This window comes from Pseudomonas reinekei (genome assembly GCF_001945365.1).
GTDB classification, from domain to species: Bacteria; Pseudomonadota; Gammaproteobacteria; order Pseudomonadales; family Pseudomonadaceae; genus Aquipseudomonas; species Aquipseudomonas reinekei.
In genome coordinates, this window is the sequence record NZ_MSTQ01000004.1 from 227,271 (window position 1) to 243,950 (window position 16,680).

A 16,680-nucleotide genomic window follows, 5' to 3' on the forward strand; every position below is an offset into this window, starting at 1 on the left:
CAGTCGATCAACGCTCAAGCAGGATCCGCAGCATGCGACGCAGCGGTTCGGCCGCGCCCCACAGCAGTTGGTCGCCGACGGTGAAAGCACCGACGAACTGCGAGCCCATGTTCAGCTTGCGCAAACGGCCAACCGGAATGTTCAGGGTGCCGGTGACCTTGTTCGGGCTCAGCTCCTGAATGCTGGTTTCGCGGTTGTTCGGTACCAGCTTGACCCAAGGGTTGTGCTGACTGATCAGCCCTTCGATATCGGCAATCGGCACGTCTTTGTTCAGCTTGATGGTCAGCGCCTGGCTGTGGCAACGCATGGCGCCGATGCGCACGCAGATGCCATCGACCGGGATCGGGCTCTTGAAGCGACCGAGGATCTTGTTGGTCTCGGCCTGGGCCTTCCACTCTTCGCGGCTCTGACCGTTTGGCAGTTCCTTGTCGATCCACGGGATCAGGCTGCCGGCCAGCGGTACACCGAAGTTTTCGGTCGGGTACGCGTCGCTGCGCATGGCTTCGGCCACACGACGGTCGATGTCGAGGATCGCGCTGGCCGGGTCGGCCAGTTGATCAGCGACGGCGGCGTGGGTGGCGCCCATCTGCTTGATCAGTTCACGCATATTCTGCGCGCCGGCACCGGAGGCCGCCTGATACGTCATGGCGCTCATCCACTCCACCAGACCGGCTTCGAACAGACCGCCCAGGCCCATCAGCATCAGGCTGACAGTGCAGTTGCCGCCGATGTAGTTCTTGGTGCCCGCGTCCAGTTGCTGGTCGATCACCTTGCGGTTGACCGGATCCAGGACGATGACCGCGTCATCCTGCATGCGCAGGCTGGAAGCGGCGTCGATCCAGTAACCCTGCCAGCCGGCTTCGCGCAATTTCGGGAAGACTTCGCTGGTGTAGTCGCCACCCTGGCAGGTCAGAATCACGTCGAGGGTTTTCAGCTCTTCAATGCTGTAAGCGTCCTTGAGCGGAGCAATGTCCTTGCCCACGGACGGGCCTTGGCCACCGACATTGGAAGTGGTGAAAAACACCGGCTCGATAAGATCGAAATCCTGCTCTTCCAGCATCCGCTGCATGAGCACGGAACCGACCATACCGCGCCAACCGATCAGACCTACACGTTTCATCGCAACTACACCTTCTTGAAATGTGGGCCGCTGCTTTCGGGGGTGAAATGGGCAGCGGGCCCGAGAGATTACAGATTCCGCAGCGCGGCGACTACTGCGTCACCCATTTCCTGCGTACCCACTTTAGTGCAACCGGCCGACCAGATGTCGCCCGTGCGCAAGCCCTGATCCAGCACCAGACTGACGGCTTTCTCGATGGCATCGGCCGCGGCCTGCTGATTGAAGCTGTAACGCAGCATCATCGACACCGACAAAATGGTTGCCAACGGGTTGGCAATGCCTTTGCCTGCGATATCCGGCGCCGAACCGTGGCACGGCTCGTACATGCCCTTGTTGTTGGTGTCCAGGGACGCCGAGGGCAGCATGCCGATGGAACCGGTGAGCATCGAAGCCTGATCGGACAGGATATCGCCGAACATGTTGTCGGTGACGATCACGTCGAACTGCTTCGGCGCGCGCACCAGTTGCATGGCGGCGTTGTCGACGTACATGTGGCTCAGTTCGACCTCAGGGTAATCCTTGGCCACTTCTTCGACAATTTCACGCCACAGTTGGCTGGAGGCCAATACGTTGGCCTTGTCCACGGAACAAAGCTTCTTGCCGCGGACCATCGCCATGTCGAAACCGACACGGGCAATGCGGCGGATTTCGCTTTCGCTGTACGGCAGGGTGTCGTAGGACTGACGCTCGCCGTTTTCCAGGGTACGGGTGCCACGCGGGGCGCCGAAATAGATACCACCGGTCAACTCGCGAACGATCAGGATGTCCAGACCGGAGACGATTTCCGGCTTCAGGCTCGAAGCTTCGGCCAGTTGCGGGTACAGGATCGCCGGACGCAGGTTGCCGAACAGGCCCAGTTGCGCACGGATTTTCAGCAGGCCGCGTTCAGGACGGATGTCACGCTCGATGGTGTCCCATTTCGGGCCGCCAACGGCGCCCAGCAGTACCGCGTCGGCTGCGCGGGCACGCTCCAGGGTTTCGTCGGCCAGCGGCACACCGTGCTTGTCGATGGCCGCGCCACCAATCACGTCGTGGCTCAGCTCGAAGCCCAGGTCGAACTTGTTGCTGGCCAATTCCAGCACCTTGACCGCTTCGGCCATGATTTCCGGGCCAATACCGTCACCTGGGAGAATCAGAATCTGCTTGCTCATGCTTTCCTCATGTCATCAGTCGGTGCGCCCTGGGGGCGCCCCCGGAAAAATTCTATCGATCTGTACCTATCGCTCTGCAAACAGTACCAACACATCGGTGCTGAACGAACCGTCGACCTCAATTTCAAAATATTCGCGCACTTCGTTGCCCATCGACTGCTGCAACTCACGGATGGCGGCGCGCATCACTGCAGGTGTGCGCATGCGCTCGACCCAGCTGTTGTATTCCAGACGCAACCGCTGCCGCGTGGTGCTGCGGGTATGCAACCCCGCCTCGCTGACCTGACGCAACCACTCGCCGGCGGAATAATCGCGCACATGGCTGGTGTCGCGCAGTACCTCGACGCTTTGCAGGTAAGTGTCGAACAACGGGCTACCCGGTGACAACACGTCGATGAACGCCGCCACACCGCCCGGTTTCAATACCCGACGCACTTCCCGCACGGCCAGGCCAAGATCGCTCCAGTGATGCGCTGAATAACGGCTGAACACGAAATCGAACTCGCCATCGGCGAACGGCAAGCGTTCGGCGGCACCGTTGACCGTGGACACGTTGCTCAAGCCACGATCGGCAGCAGCGGCCGTTACCACGTCGAGCATTTGCTGCGACAGGTCATAAGCCACCACTTCCTTCACCAGCGAGGCTACGTGAAAACTCACGTGGCCGGCGCCACACCCCAAATCCAGAACCCTGGCATCACCCTGCCCCGTCAGTTCGGCCTGTAGCAGCGCGAATTCAGCACCTTGAGCGTGTACGGCGCTGCTCAGGTAGGCCGAAGCCTGCTCACCGAATTGCTTCTGGACTACCTGGCTGTGCTGGGCGGTGCGGGTCATGGTCACTTCCTTTTGGGGGGAGTCTTGGTTTTTTTGGGCTGACGCTTTCGCGAGCAGGCTCGCTCCCACATTGGATTTTCAGTGTTTACAAAATCCCTGTGGGAGCGAGCCTGCTCGCGAAGAGGCCGGCCCTGACTACGTCAATCTCGGATCAATCAAGCGTCACGAAACAGCCAGGGCTGGCTCGCACGGTGCTTGCCTTCAAACGTCGCAATCGCCTCATGGTCCTGCAAGGTCAGGCCGATGTCGTCCAGGCCATTGAGCAGGCAGTGTTTGCGGAACGCGTCGATTTCAAAGCTCAACACCTTGCCATCCGGACGGGTCACGGTCTGCGCTTGCAGATCGATCTGCAACTGATAACCCGGATCGGCTTCGACCTGTTTGAACAGCTCATCGACTTCGGCATCGCTCAAGATGATCGGCAGCAAGCCGTTCTTGAAACTGTTGTTGAAGAAGATGTCGGCGTAGCTCGGCGCGATGATGCTGCGGAAACCGTATTCTTCCAGCGCCCACGGCGCATGTTCACGGCTGGAGCCGCAACCGAAGTTCTCGCGGGCCAGCAACACGCTGGCGCCTTGGTAACGCTCGGCATTGAGAACGAAGTCCTTGTTCAGCGGACGCTTGGAGTTGTCCTGGTACGGCTGACCCACATCCAGGTAACGCCACTCGTCGAACAGGTTCGGGCCGAAACCGGTGCGTTTGATCGACTTCAGGAACTGCTTTGGAATGATCTGATCGGTGTCGACGTTGGCACGATCCAAAGGCGCGACAAGTCCAGTGTGCTGGGTAAAAGCTTTCATGCTGTGCTCCTTAAATCAATTCACGGACGTCGACGAAACGACCGTTCACAGCGGCGGCGGCGGCCATGGCAGGGCTGACGAGATGAGTACGACCACCCGCGCCCTGACGGCCTTCGAAGTTTCGGTTGGACGTCGAGGCGCAATGCTCGCCGGACTCCAAACGGTCCGGGTTCATCGCCAGGCACATCGAGCAACCCGGCTCACGCCATTCGAAACCGGCTTCGAGGAAAATCTTGTCCAGGCCTTCCGATTCAGCCTGAGCCTTCACCAGACCCGAGCCCGGCACCACAATCGCCTGTTTGATGGTCGAGGCCACTTTGCGGCCCTTGGCGATCACCGCTGCTGCGCGCAAATCTTCGATCCGCGAGTTGGTGCAGGAGCCAATGAATACGCGGTCCAGTTGAATGTCGGTGATCGCCTGATTGGCGGTCAAACCCATGTACTTCAACGCGCGTTCGATGGAACCGCGCTTGACCAGGTCCATTTCCTTCGCAGGGTCCGGAACGTTTTGATCAACGGCCAGCACCATTTCAGGCGACGTGCCCCAGCTGACTTGCGGTTTGATCCGGGTCGCGTCGAGCTCGACGACGGTGTCGAATACCGCATCGGCATCGGACACCAGGTCTTTCCACGCTTCGACAGCCAAGTCCCACTCCGCGCCTTTCGGAGCGAATGGACGGCCCTTCACGTAGGCCACGGTTTTTTCGTCAGCCGCGACCAGACCAACGCGGGCGCCGGCCTCGATGGACATGTTGCAGATGGTCATGCGGCCTTCGACGGACAGGTCGCGAATCGCGCTGCCAGCGAATTCGATGGCGTGACCGTTACCGCCAGCGGTGCCGATCTTGCCGATGACGGCGAGGACGATGTCCTTGGCGGTCACGCCGAATGGCAATTGGCCTTCGACCAATACCAGCATGTTCTTCATTTTCTTGGCAACCAGGCACTGGGTGGCGAGCACGTGCTCGACCTCGGAGGTGCCGATACCGTGAGCCAAAGCGCCGAATGCACCATGGGTCGAAGTATGGGAGTCGCCGCAAACCACGGTCATGCCCGGCAAGGTAGCGCCCTGCTCCGGACCAATGACGTGGACGATGCCTTGGCGGACGTCGTTCATCTTGAACTCGACAATGCCGTATTCATCGCAGTTGTCGTCGAGAGTCTGAACCTGCAAACGCGAGACCTGGTCGGCAATGGCTTCGATGCCGCCCTTGCGCTCCGGGGTGGTCGGTACGTTGTGGTCCGGGGTCGCGATGTTGGCATCGATACGCCAAGGCTTGCGCCCGGCCAGACGCAGACCTTCGAAGGCTTGCGGCGAGGTCACCTCGTGGATGATGTGACGATCGATGTAGATCAGCGCGGAGCCATCGTCGCGCTGCTTGACCAAATGCGAATCCCAGAGCTTGTCGTAGAGCGTTTTGCCGGCCATCAGACGGTTCCTCATCAGCTTGTTTCTATGCCCCGGGCTTTGAAGTTTTCAATAACCCTTTGGCTTGTGAGGCTGATCCTATGGGGTTACATTAAATAACTCAAATTCATATTTTTTATGCTTTGGATAACCAACTGGAATGCAACCATGGACCTGGCCAACCTGAACGCTTTTATTGCCATCGCGGAGACCGGAAGCTTCTCCGGCGCGGGCGAACGGTTGCACCTGACACAACCGGCCATCAGCAAACGCATTGCCGGGCTGGAGCAGCAATTGAAGGTGCGACTGTTCGATCGACTGGGCCGCGAGGTCGGGTTGACCGAGGCCGGTCGCGCCCTGCTGCCGCGGGCCTACCAGATTCTGAACGTCCTCGATGATACGCGCCGTGCGCTGACCAACCTTACGGGCGAGGTGACCGGTCGTCTGACCCTGGCCACCAGTCACCACATCGGTCTGCACCGTTTGCCGCCCTTATTAAGGGAGTTCACCCGGCGTTATCCCGAAGTGGCGCTGGACATTCAGTTTCTCGATTCGGAAGTAGCCTACGAAGAAATCCTCCATGGCCGAGCGGAATTGGCGGTCATTACCCTGGCGCCGGAGCCCCATGGCCTGGTCAAGGCCATGCCGGTCTGGGACGATCCGCTGGACTTCGTGGTGGCCCCGGAGCATTCGCTGCTCAACAACGGCGCGGTCAATCTGTCCGATATCGCCCGGCACCCGGCGGTTTTCCCCGGCGGGAACACTTTCACCCACCATATCGTCCAGCGCTTGTTCGAAGCCCAGGGCCTGACGCCGAACATCGCCATGAGCACCAATTACCTGGAAACCATCAAGATGATGGTCTCGATCGGCCTGGCCTGGAGCGTGTTGCCACGGACCATGCTCGACAATCAAGTTGCACGGATACCTTTGCCGGGCATACAGCTCTCTCGCCAGCTAGGCTATATCCTGCACACAGAACGGACCTTGTCGAACGCGGCACGGGCCTTCATGGCCCTGCTGGATGCGCAAATCGATCTGCCAGGGACTCAAGGCTAACTTGTGCTACTCCTATAGAACCGCGAATTCCTGTGCCCAATGCTCAACTCAGCCCAAGGCCTGCCAATGCCGAAATCTGTTGACCGTGTTCCGCCGATGCCGCGTATCCAGGCAATTGACCCCAAAAGCTCCGAGCAGAGCTGGGAAAGTGCTCCGCAATTGCTGGCAGCCCTGAACGGCGCGCGTTTGGGTGCGTGGTATTGGGATATCGAACGGGGACAGATCAGTTGGTCGCGGGGTACGCAGGCGCTGTTCGGCTTCGATCCCCGGCAACCGCTGCCGGCGGATCTGGAATACCTCGATTTGCTGCCCCCCGAAGACCGCGCGAAAACCGTCCGCGCCTTCCACGCGGTGATCGCCGGCGCACCGCTGGAGCATGCGATGCACCACCGCATCCGCTGGCCCGACGGCAGCCTGCACTGGCTGGAGATCAACGGCAGCCTGCTACCGGACAAACACGGCCGGCCGCGGATGATCGGCGTGATCCGCGAGATCACCCACCAGCGCCAGCGCGAGCAGGCGCTGAGCAGCTCGGAAAAGCGTTTTGCCACGCTGTTTCACCTTTGCCCGAACATGGTCCTGCTGACCCGTCAGGAAGACGGCCTGATCACCGAGGCCAACCAGTATTTTGAAAGCCTGTTCGGCTGGCCGGTGCAAGATGCCATCGGCCGCACCACCCTGGAACTGGGCCTGTGGGTGCACCCGGAGCAACGGGCGGAATTGGTCAAGGCCACCAAAGCCAAAGGCGAGTTGACCAGCATGGAGGTGCAATTTCGTGCCAGCAATGGGCAGATCCACGATGGCATCCTCAGCGCGCAAAAGGTCGAGCTCGAGGGCCAGCCCTACCTGCTGAGCACGTTCCTCGACACCACCGACCGCAAAGTCGCCGAGCATGCCCTGAAGGACAGCCAGGAACGCCTCGACCTGGCGCTGGACTCTGCGCAACTGGGCACCTGGGACTGGCACATTCCCAGCGGCATGCTCTATGGCTCGGCCCGCGCCGCGCAGTTGCACGGCCTGGAGGCCAAGCCTTTCCATGAGTCCTTCGAAGAGTTTTTCGAAGGCGTGCCCGGCGAAGAACGCGACACCATGCGCGACGCCTATCGCAGCCTGCGCGAAGGCCCGGCCGGCAATTATCAGCTGACCTACCGCGTGCAGCTGCCCGATGGCAGCTCGCGCTACCTGGAAAGCCGCGCCCGCCTCTACCGCGATGAAAACGGCCTGCCGCTACGCATGGCCGGCACCTTGCTCGACATCACCGATCAGGTCGAACGCGAGCAACGACTGGTGGCCTCGGAAGAGAAATTCGCCACGCTGTTCCAGGTCAGTCCGGACCCGATCTGCGTGACCCGCCAGGACACCGGCCAGTTCATCGAGATCAATTCCAGCTTCACCCAGACTTTCGGCTGGACCACTGCCGATGTGATCGGTCGCAGCGCCGATGAAATCGGCCTGTGGGACGCCTCGGCAAAAAGTTTGCAGCGGATCGAACAGGTGATTCGCGAACAAGGCCTGAATAACGTGGCGATTGTCGTCCAGCACAAAAGCGGCCAATCCCTGACCTGCGTGATTTCCAGCCGGCAGATCAGCGTCGGCGACCAGCCGTGCATCGTCACCACGCTGCGCGACATCACCCAGCAACAGCGCTCTGAAGCGGCGCTCAAGGCCAGCGAAGAGAAATTCGCCAAGGCGTTTCACTCCAGCCCCGACGCCATCACCATCACCGAACGCGACACCGGGCGCTATCTGGAGGTCAACGACGGTTTCTGCCGCTTGACCGGTTACCGCGCCGACGAAGTGATTGGCCGCACGGTGTATCAGGTGGGGATCTGGGCCGAAGAAAAACAACGCTCGGCGTTGCTGGCCGAATTGCGGATCAAGGGTCGGGTTCATCATCAGGAAATGCTCGGGCGCAACAAGCGCGGTGAGCTGCTCACCGTCGAGGTCTCGGTTGAACCGATCAACCTTAACGAAACCGCGTGCCTGCTGTTAACCGCGCGGGACGTCAGCCTGCTGAAAAACGCCGAGGCGCAGATTCGCCACCTGGCTTACCACGATCCGCTGACCAACCTGCCCAACCGCGCTCTCTTGATGGATCGGCTCAGCCAGCAGATTGCCCTGCTCAAGCGCCACAATTTACGTGGCGCCCTGATGTTCCTCGACCTCGACCACTTCAAGCACATCAACGACTCCCTCGGCCATCCGGTGGGCGATACGGTACTGAAGATCATCACCGCTCGCCTGGAAGCCAGCGTGCGCATGGAAGACACCGTTGCGCGCCTGGGCGGCGATGAATTCGTGGTGCTGCTCAGCGGGCTTGAAGGCTCGCGCAATGACGTCAGCGCCCAGGTCCGGCAGTTGGCCGACACCTTGCGTGAATTGTTGTCGGAGCCGATGTTCCTCGACGGCCAGCGCCTGCAAGTGACGCCGAGCATCGGCATCGCACTCATTCCCGATCACGGCTCAACGCCTACCGACCTGCTCAAACGTGCCGACATTGCCCTCTATCGCGCCAAGGATTCGGGGCGCAACACCGCGCAGATGTACCACAACACCATGCAGAAGGCCGCGAGTGAACGCCTGCGCATGGAAACCGACCTGCGCCTGGCGCTGTCCCGTGGCGAGTTTCGTGTGCATTACCAACCGCAGCTCGATGCTCGCGACAACCGCATCGTCGGCGCCGAAGCCCTGGTGCGCTGGAACCATCCGGAACTCGGCGCGCAATCCCCCACCGAATTCATCAAGGTACTGGAAGACAGCGGCTTGATCCTGGAGGTCGGCAGCTGGATTCTTGACGAAGCCTGCAAGGCCTGCCGGCAAATGATTTCCGACGGCCTGGTGAACCCGCTCGATTTCAGTCTGTGCGTGAATATCAGCCCAAGGCAGTTTCGCCAGACCGACTTCGTCGATCGCATCGAAGAAAGCCTTGCGCGCTACGGCCTGCCCTGCTCGCTGCTCAAGCTGGAAATCACCGAAGGCATCGTCATCCAGAACCTGGAAGACACCATCGGCAAAATGCGTCGCCTGAAAAAACTCGGCGTCAGTTTCGCCATGGACGACTTCGGCACCGGCTATTCATCGCTGACCTACCTCAAGCGTCTGCCGGTCGACACTTTAAAAATCGACCAGTCGTTCATCCGCGACGCCACCACCGACCCCAACGATGCCGAAATCATCCGCGCCATCGTTGCCATGGCCCGCAGCCTGGAGTTGAAAGTGATTGCCGAGGGCGTGGAGACCGCGGAGCAACTGGCGTTCCTGCAGGGGCTGGGCTGCCATTTCTATCAGGGGTATTTGCATAGCCAGCCATTGCCGGTGGAGGAGTTTCAGAAACTGCTCCGGTGACATCAACCACTTGCCAGCGAAGAGGCCGACACAGTCCACATTGATGGTTGCAGACCCAACGCCATCGCTGGCAAGCCAGCTCCTGCAATTTTTAATACCTTCGTATGAATCATTAAAACCCAGACGTGACGCCACTGACCCTGTGTAGGAGTGACGCGGTTGCGGGTGCGCCTTACATTGAAGCCACGCATTCGGTCTGCGGACAAACGTCCCGCACCGCTGATGGATGATCGCGGCAACCGATCATTTCCCTGAGCAACACCCCGGCGTCTCTTCCCGATCACACGGCCGGGTTTTCTGCGCCCGCATACTCGTTATGCGGGCGCTTTTTTTTGACATTAAGGTGATCCATGGGTGAATACCGCAAGTTATGGTGGTCGCTGATTGGCGTCCTCGGCGTGACCTTCTGCCTGCTCGGCTGGTTCGGCCACGAGATTTACCGACAGGCGCCACCGATCCCGGAACAGGTGCAAAGCGTCGAGGGCAAGATCCTGTTTCGTGCCGACGACATCCTCGACGGCCAGACGGCCTGGCAGGGCATTGGCGGCATGCAGCTAGGCTCGATTTGGGGTCATGGTGCCTATCAGGCGCCGGACTGGACCGCCGACTGGCTGCACCGCGAGCTACTCGCCTGGCTCGATCTGGCGGCGCAGCAGACTTATGGCAAGCCTTATCAGGATATCGATGACGATCAGCAGGCCCTGCTGCGCCATCAACTCAAACGCGAGTACCGTGCCAACCGTCTGGTCGACGGCACACTGGTGCTCAGCGACCGCCGCATCCAGGCTATCGCGCAAACCGCCGCGTATTACCACGCCCTGTTCGGCAATGACCCCGCGCTGCACCACAGCCGCGAAAGCTTTGCCATGAAAGAAAACACCCTGCCCGATGCCGCTCGGCGCCAGCAACTGACGCACTTTTTCTTCTGGACAGCCTGGGCTGCCGCCACCGAGCGCGATGGCCAGAGCGCGACTTTCACCAACAACTGGCCCCACGAGCCGTTGATCGACAACCAGCCGACTGCCGAAAACATGGTCTGGTCGATTGTCAGCATCGTCGTACTACTGGCAGGTATTGGCTTCCTGGTCTGGGGCTGGGCGTTCCTGCGCAATCACGACGAAGGCCAACCCAAAGTCCCGGCCCAGGATCCGCTGAGCCTGATCAGACTCACGCCTTCGCAAAAAGCCCTGGGCAAATACCTGTTGCTGGTCGGTGCGCTGTTTGGCTTCCAGGTCCTGATGGGGGGCCTGACCGCGCACTACACGGTCGAGGGCCAGGATTTCTATGGGTTGCCGCTGTCGAAGTGGTTCCCGTACTCGCTGACCCGAACGTGGCATTTGCAGAGTGCGATGTTCTGGATCGCCACTGGCTTCCTCGCGGCAGGGCTGTTTTTGGCGCCGTTCATCAATGGCGGCAAAGATCCGAAATGGCAAAAGCTCGGCGTGGATGTACTGTTCTGGGCGCTGGTGCTGGTGGTCGTCGGTTCTTATGCCGGCAACTTCCTCGCCATCGCCCAGTTGATGCCGGCCCAATGGAGCTTCTGGCTCGGGCATCAGGGCTACGAATACGTTGATCTGGGTCGTCTGTGGCAGATCGCCAAGTTCGCCGGAATCGTGTTCTGGCTGGTACTGATGTTGCGCGCCATGGTCCCTGCCCTGCGTCAGCCCGGCGACAAGAACCTGCTGGCGTTGTTGGCCGCGTCTGTAATCGCCATCGGCCTGTTCTACGGCGCTGGCCTGTTCTATGGCGAGCGCACCAATCTGTCGGTCATGGAGTACTGGCGCTGGTGGGTCGTGCACCTGTGGGTCGAAGGCTTTTTCGAAGTGTTCGCCACCACCGCCCTGGCCTTCATTTTCACCAGCATGGGGTTGGTCTCCAAGCGCCTGGCCACCACCGCCACCCTCGGCTCGGCTTCGCTGTTCATGCTCGGCGGCGTGCCCGGTACGTTCCATCACATCTACTTCTCCGGGACCACCACCCCGGTGATGGCTGTCGGCGCAACCTTCAGCGCACTGGAAGTGGTACCGTTGATCTTGCTCGGGCATGAAGCCTGGGAGAACTGGCGCCTGAAAGAGCGCGCGCCGTGGATGGCTCGGCTGCGCTGGCCGCTGCAGTTCTTCATCGCTACCGCGTTCTGGAACATGCTCGGTGCCGGGGTGTTCGGTTTCCTGATCAACCCACCGATCGCGCTGTATTACATCCAGGGCCTGAACACCACGCCCTTGCACGCTCACGCGGCACTGTTCGGGGTGTATGGCTCCCTGGCGCTGGGTTTCAGCCTGCTAATCCTGCGTTATCTGCGACCCAACTTGCAGTTCAACGACCGACTGATGAACACCGGGTTCTGGTGGCTCAACGGCGGCCTGATGCTGATGATCGTTACCAGCCTGCTGCCAATTGGCATCCTGCAGTTTTACGCCAGCGCCAGCCAGGGGTTGTGGTACGCCCGCAGCGAAGCCTTCATGCAGCAGGATTTGCTGCAAACCCTGCGCTGGGTGCGCACGTTCGGTGACATCGTGTTCCTGGTCGGCGCGTTTGCGGTGATCTGGCAAATCGCTGGCGGCTTGCTGTTTTCGTCCCGCCACCCGCGAGCGGTGGAATCCGCAACCGTGACCGGACAACGTTAAACCGCAGACACAAAGAAGGGCGCCAATTGGCGCCCTTCTTGTTTTGCTCGGCTTAGTGTTGCAGAGCTGGTTTTTGCGCCCCGTTGATAGGGATGCGCTTGGCTTTCGCCTCTTCCGGAACCACCCGCAACAGGTCGATGCTCAACAGACCGTTGCTCAGGCCGGCGGCCTTGATTTCGATGTGGTCCGCCAGACGGAACGACAGCTTGAACGCGCGCTGGGCAATGCCTTGGTGCAGGAAAGTCACGCCTTCATTGGCATCGCGTTTGCCGCCACTGATGGTCAGCACGCCCTTCTCGACTTGCAGTTCCAGGTCTTCTTCCTGAAAACCGGCCGCCGCTACGACGATGCGGTATTGGTCGTCGCCGTGTTTTTCCACGTTATAGGGTGGATAGGTGCTGCCTGGCTCGTTGCGCAGGGCGGTTTCGAACAGGTCGTTGAAACGGTCGAAACCTACCGAGGAACGGAACAGTGGAGCCAGGGAAAATGCAGTAGTCATGGTTCAAATCTCCTGAAAACAATCAGCAAGGTCTTTTGTCTCCGCGACCCGAATTCGGCATCGCGTAACCCTTAGATTGGGACCGCTGATTGCATTTCAAGAGATTATTTTCAGATTTTTTTCAGGCAGCTTCAGCCACCGGCAGGCCCAGCAAACGCGAGACGTTATCCAGTTCGGTCTCGCGACGCAGGACGGTGAACAGCTCGACAGCTTCGGGATAATTGCGGGTCAACATCGCCAGCCATTGTTTCAAGCGGCCCGGCGATTGTCGCGCAGTCATCTGCGCCTTGGCTTGCAGCCAGAAGTCCTGGATCAGCGGCAGCAGTTCGGCCCAGGTCATTTCCACGACCTCTTCACCGGCCCGCGCGGCGGCGATTTGCTTCGCCAGATCGGGGCGCGAAACCAGGCCACGGCCGAGCATGATGTCTTCCACGCCGCTGATCTCGCGACAACGGTGCCAGTCTTCGACACTCCAGATATCGCCATTGGCGAACACCGGCACCTTGACCACGTCCTGCACCCGCGGGATCCACTCCCAGTGCGCCGGTGGCTTGTAGCCGTCCACTTTGGTCCGCGCATGCACCACGATGTGTTGCGCCCCGCCTTCGGCCAGCGCCGTGGCGCACACCAGCGAACCATCCGGGCTGTCGAAGCCCAGGCGCATCTTGGCGGTAACAGGAATGTGCGCCGGAACGGCACGACGGACGTGCTCGACGATCCGGTTCAACAATTCGGGCTCCTTGAGCAACACCGCACCGCCCCGGGATTTGTTCACGGTCTTGGCCGGGCAGCCGAAGTTGAGGTCAATCACTTCGGAGCCGAGCTCGCAGGCCAGCGCGGCGTTTTCCGCCAGGCACACCGGGTCGGAACCCAGCAATTGCACGCGCAGTGGCACACCGCAGGCCGTACGAGCGCCGTTGAGCAGCTCTGGGCCGAATTTGTGGAAATAGGCCGGCGTGAGCAATTGGTCGTTGACCCGAATGAATTCGGTCACGCACCAATCGATGCCGCCCACTCGGGTCAGCACGTCGCGCAGGATGTCGTCGACCAACCCCTCCATGGGCGCCAAGGCAATTTGCATGGGGAAAACACTACTCAAGGAAAAAACGTGCGGCAGTTTACTGGATTATCGAGCGAATGACTTGCCACACGGTCTTTTCACATCAGGATCTGTAAGGCCGGGCCATAGCCTTCGATGAACTCGGCCGGCATGCGCTTGGGCTTGCCCGTGGACAGCTCGATGCAGACAAACGTGGTCTGCGCACGCAGCAATGTGGCGTTGTCGCTGGGGCGCTTTAACTGAAAGTGACGGGTCATTTTCAGGCGCTGATCCCAATCGACGATCCAGGTCGCCAATTGCAGCTCATCACCCTCGTAGGCAGCGGTCAGATAATCGATCTCATGCCGCACCACGGCCATGGCCCGGTCCAGGCGACGGTATTCGACCAGATCCAGGCCCAGGCGCTGGGAATGGCGCCAGGCACAGCGTTCGAGCCAGGTCACGTACACCGCATTATTGGCGTGGCCCAGCCCGTCGATGTCTTCGGCACCCACTTGAAGATCAATGATAAATGGCGTTGCCCGATCCCAGCCCATGCCCCACTCCCGGTCAGATTATTTCGACCGGGGCAGTGTAACGGAAGCTCAGGCCAATTGGCGCGATTGCAGGCTGCGTCCCGCCAGCAGTGATAACACGCCATCAATCACCCGAGGGTCAGCCATCACCCGCTGGTGACCGCCCTCTGACAGGCGCAGCAGGCGGCTGTCGAACCAGGCTTCGTGGATCAGTTGCGATTCCTTGACCGAGACAAAGTTGTCATCTTCGGCGTGGACGATCAGGCCGGGCATGTCGAGTTGATAGTGGGCGACGTCGAGCATGGCGGCGCGCATTCCGACATCTTTCTCGACCTGGCGAATGAACGCCGAACGGGCTTTGGGTGGCAGCCCCACATAGCGGGCAAACCCGCGCAACACGCCAAGGATCCGCGCTGGCGCGCCAATGGTGACCAGGGTTTCGGTGCGCAGGCCCAGTTGCACGGCAAGCATGGCACTGGCGCCTCCCATTGAATGACCAATGACGGCTTGCAACGGTGGTAATTCGGCGGCGGCTTCAAGCATGGCGCGAGCGAACAACACCACATTCGCTTCACTGCCGGGTGAGCGACCGTGCGCCGGGCCATCAAGGGCAACCACTGAATAACCGGCATCGACCAGCGCAGTAATGAGGCTGGCAAACTGCGTCGGCCGACCTTCCCAGCCGTGCATCAGCAATACCGCAGGGCCTTGCCCCCAACGCAGCGCCGAGAGGCCGAACCGCAGGGTGATCCGTTCGGACTTCGCCAGGAGTGGCAGCTCCCAGTCACGCGGCGGCAAATCCCTCGGCGTCATGAACGCCAGTCGCATCTTGCTTGCCACCAGTTTCGGTGCAAACCAACCCAAGGTGCCATTCACGCCACGAACCCACTTCAACGTGCTCATCGCATTCTCCCCAGGCCGCAGCCTTCAGGTCACAGCACCGCTGATTTAGCGGCGCGAAGTAAACGGTCGGACAACTCTCCCGGCCCCAGCGCCCGCGCCAGAGCCAGACCACCCACCATCAACGCCATGTCAGCCAGGGCCTTGTCGGTGTCTTCCGGGCTGGCCGCCAGTTGCGCGACCATCATTTCCACGTGCTCATTCAGGGCGATACGAAACGCTTCCGGCAGGCGCCCAAGCTCACCGACCGACGCTGGAATCGGGCATGCCGATTCGGACGAGTCGCGGTGTTTGCGCGACAGATAAAACGCCGCCACCAAGGCGCGACGCTCTTCGCCGGTCAACTCGGCATCCATATCGGCAATCAGGCCGCGACGGTGGCCGAGCAATTGCTTGAACGCCTCCAGCATCATTGCGTCCTTGCTTTCGAAGTGCGCATAAAAGCCGCCGACCGTCAGGCCCGCTGCGCCCATCACTTCGCCAACGCTCGGTTCCGCCGGGCCGCGCTGGATCAGCGCTGCGCTGGCGGCCTTGAGGATGCGTTCGCGGGTTTGAGCTTTTTTATCGTTCATCGTTGCCTCCGAATATTACGACTAGAATATTATTCTCATAATAATTTTCTGCAAGTCGTGGATGTGACCGCTGGTCTGAAGAACAGTTTGAAAGAATTGGGGGGATTTGGCCAAACGCCAGACAAACAAAAGGGCCATTCAATAATTGAATGACCCTTATAAAATCCCGCAGAGCGGGTAATCGTGGCGTCCCCTAGGGGACTCGAACCCCTGTTACCGCCGTGAAAGGGCGGTGTCCTAGGCCACTAGACGAAGGGGACACAAACCTTCTATACACCTGATCAGTGCTGAGAGCTGATCGATTCAAGGCCGGTGTGGCCAGACCTTGAACTGTAAATTGGTGGAGCTAAGCGGGATCGAACCGCTGACCTCCTGCATGCCATGCAGGCGCTCTCCCAGCTGAGCTATAGCCCCGGATTTTTCGCCTCGCGGCGGAGCGACATTTTGCAACATCGCTTCTGTAAAACTGGCGTCCCCTAGGGGACTCGAACCCCTGTTACCGCCGTGAAAGGGCGGTGTCCTAGGCCACTAGACGAAGGGGACACAAACCCTTCTATACAACTGATCAACGCTGAGTGTTGATCGCTTCAAGGCCGGTGTGGCCAGACCTTGAAGTGTAAATTGGTGGAGCTAGACGGGATCGAACCGTCGACCTCTTGCATGCCATGCAAGCGCTCTCCCAGCTGAGCTATAGCCCCTCATCGTTGATGTCATCGCTGAGGACGGGGCGAATCTTAAGGGCGTATCGAAAGCCTGTCAAACTTATTTTTGAAAAATTTCAAAATTTTTT

The 16,680-nt window shown here is 60.1% G+C and carries 13 protein-coding genes and 4 tRNA genes; 3 read left to right on the top strand and 14 right to left on the bottom strand.

Going from position 1 to position 16,680, the window contains the following annotated elements; translation table 11 throughout:
* Positions 1-7 precede the first annotated feature (7 nt).
* From asd to leuC, 5 genes are all read right to left on the bottom strand, one after another.
* Positions 8-1,120: an aspartate-semialdehyde dehydrogenase gene (gene asd, locus BVK86_RS07935; protein ID WP_057715575.1), complete on the bottom strand. Its 1,113-nt coding sequence runs from the start codon at positions 1,118-1,120 to the stop codon at positions 8-10.
* A 68-nt stretch (positions 1,121-1,188) separates the two neighbouring features.
* A complete protein-coding gene (gene leuB, locus BVK86_RS07940; protein ID WP_075945897.1) occupies positions 1,189-2,271 on the bottom strand; it encodes a 3-isopropylmalate dehydrogenase in 1,083 nt (360 codons plus the stop codon).
* A 66-nt stretch (positions 2,272-2,337) separates the two neighbouring features.
* Complete coding sequence (locus BVK86_RS07945) at positions 2,338-3,105, bottom strand: class I SAM-dependent methyltransferase (RefSeq protein ID WP_075945898.1); 768 nt, start codon at positions 3,103-3,105, stop codon at positions 2,338-2,340.
* A gap of 155 nt (positions 3,106-3,260) precedes the next feature.
* Positions 3,261-3,905, bottom strand: coding sequence for a 3-isopropylmalate dehydratase small subunit (leuD, locus tag BVK86_RS07950; RefSeq protein ID WP_075945899.1), 645 nt, complete (start codon positions 3,903-3,905; stop codon positions 3,261-3,263).
* 10 nt (positions 3,906-3,915) lie between these two features.
* Positions 3,916-5,334: a 3-isopropylmalate dehydratase large subunit gene (gene leuC / locus BVK86_RS07955; protein ID WP_075945900.1), complete on the bottom strand. Its 1,419-nt coding sequence runs from the start codon at positions 5,332-5,334 to the stop codon at positions 3,916-3,918.
* Between the two features lie 147 nt (positions 5,335-5,481).
* Here leuC and BVK86_RS07960 point away from each other — a divergent pair, with 147 nt between their 5' ends.
* From BVK86_RS07960 to BVK86_RS07970, 3 genes are all read left to right on the top strand, one after another.
* Positions 5,482-6,372 (top strand): LysR family transcriptional regulator, encoded by an 891-nt coding sequence (locus tag BVK86_RS07960; protein WP_075945901.1) that lies wholly within the window; start codon positions 5,482-5,484, stop codon positions 6,370-6,372.
* 66 nt (positions 6,373-6,438) lie between these two features.
* Positions 6,439-9,717: a PAS domain S-box protein gene (locus BVK86_RS07965; protein ID WP_075946111.1), complete on the top strand. Its 3,279-nt coding sequence runs from the start codon at positions 6,439-6,441 to the stop codon at positions 9,715-9,717.
* Positions 9,718-10,067: 350 nt separating this feature from the next.
* Positions 10,068-12,344 (top strand): nitric-oxide reductase large subunit, encoded by a 2,277-nt coding sequence (locus tag BVK86_RS07970; protein ID WP_075945902.1) that lies wholly within the window; start codon positions 10,068-10,070, stop codon positions 12,342-12,344.
* Between the two features lie 52 nt (positions 12,345-12,396).
* Here BVK86_RS07970 and BVK86_RS07975 read toward each other — a convergent pair whose 3' ends face one another.
* The 9 genes from BVK86_RS07975 to BVK86_RS08015 form a co-directional block, all read right to left on the bottom strand.
* Complete coding sequence (locus BVK86_RS07975) at positions 12,397-12,843, bottom strand: Hsp20 family protein (RefSeq protein WP_075945903.1); 447 nt, start codon at positions 12,841-12,843, stop codon at positions 12,397-12,399.
* A gap of 121 nt (positions 12,844-12,964) precedes the next feature.
* The gene (locus tag BVK86_RS07980; protein WP_075945904.1) at positions 12,965-13,924 is read right to left on the bottom strand and encodes a tRNA dihydrouridine synthase; all 960 of its coding nucleotides are present in this window, start codon (positions 13,922-13,924) and stop codon (positions 12,965-12,967) included.
* Between the two features lie 77 nt (positions 13,925-14,001).
* Positions 14,002-14,439, bottom strand: coding sequence for an acyl-CoA thioesterase (locus BVK86_RS07985; RefSeq protein WP_075945905.1), 438 nt, complete (start codon positions 14,437-14,439; stop codon positions 14,002-14,004).
* Positions 14,440-14,487: 48 nt separating this feature from the next.
* On the bottom strand, positions 14,488-15,321 hold the full coding sequence (locus tag BVK86_RS07990; RefSeq protein WP_075945906.1) for an alpha/beta fold hydrolase: 834 nt from the start codon (positions 15,319-15,321) through the stop codon (positions 14,488-14,490).
* 29 nt (positions 15,322-15,350) lie between these two features.
* On the bottom strand, positions 15,351-15,890 hold the full coding sequence (locus BVK86_RS07995) for a TetR/AcrR family transcriptional regulator (protein ID WP_056853720.1): 540 nt from the start codon (positions 15,888-15,890) through the stop codon (positions 15,351-15,353).
* A 184-nt stretch (positions 15,891-16,074) separates the two neighbouring features.
* Positions 16,075-16,150 (bottom strand) — tRNA-Glu (locus tag BVK86_RS08000).
* A 78-nt stretch (positions 16,151-16,228) separates the two neighbouring features.
* Positions 16,229-16,304 (bottom strand) — tRNA-Ala (locus BVK86_RS08005).
* Between the two features lie 53 nt (positions 16,305-16,357).
* A tRNA-Glu gene (locus BVK86_RS08010) sits at positions 16,358-16,433 on the bottom strand.
* Positions 16,434-16,512: 79 nt separating this feature from the next.
* A tRNA-Ala gene (locus tag BVK86_RS08015) sits at positions 16,513-16,588 on the bottom strand.
* Positions 16,589-16,680: the final 92 nt, after the last annotated feature.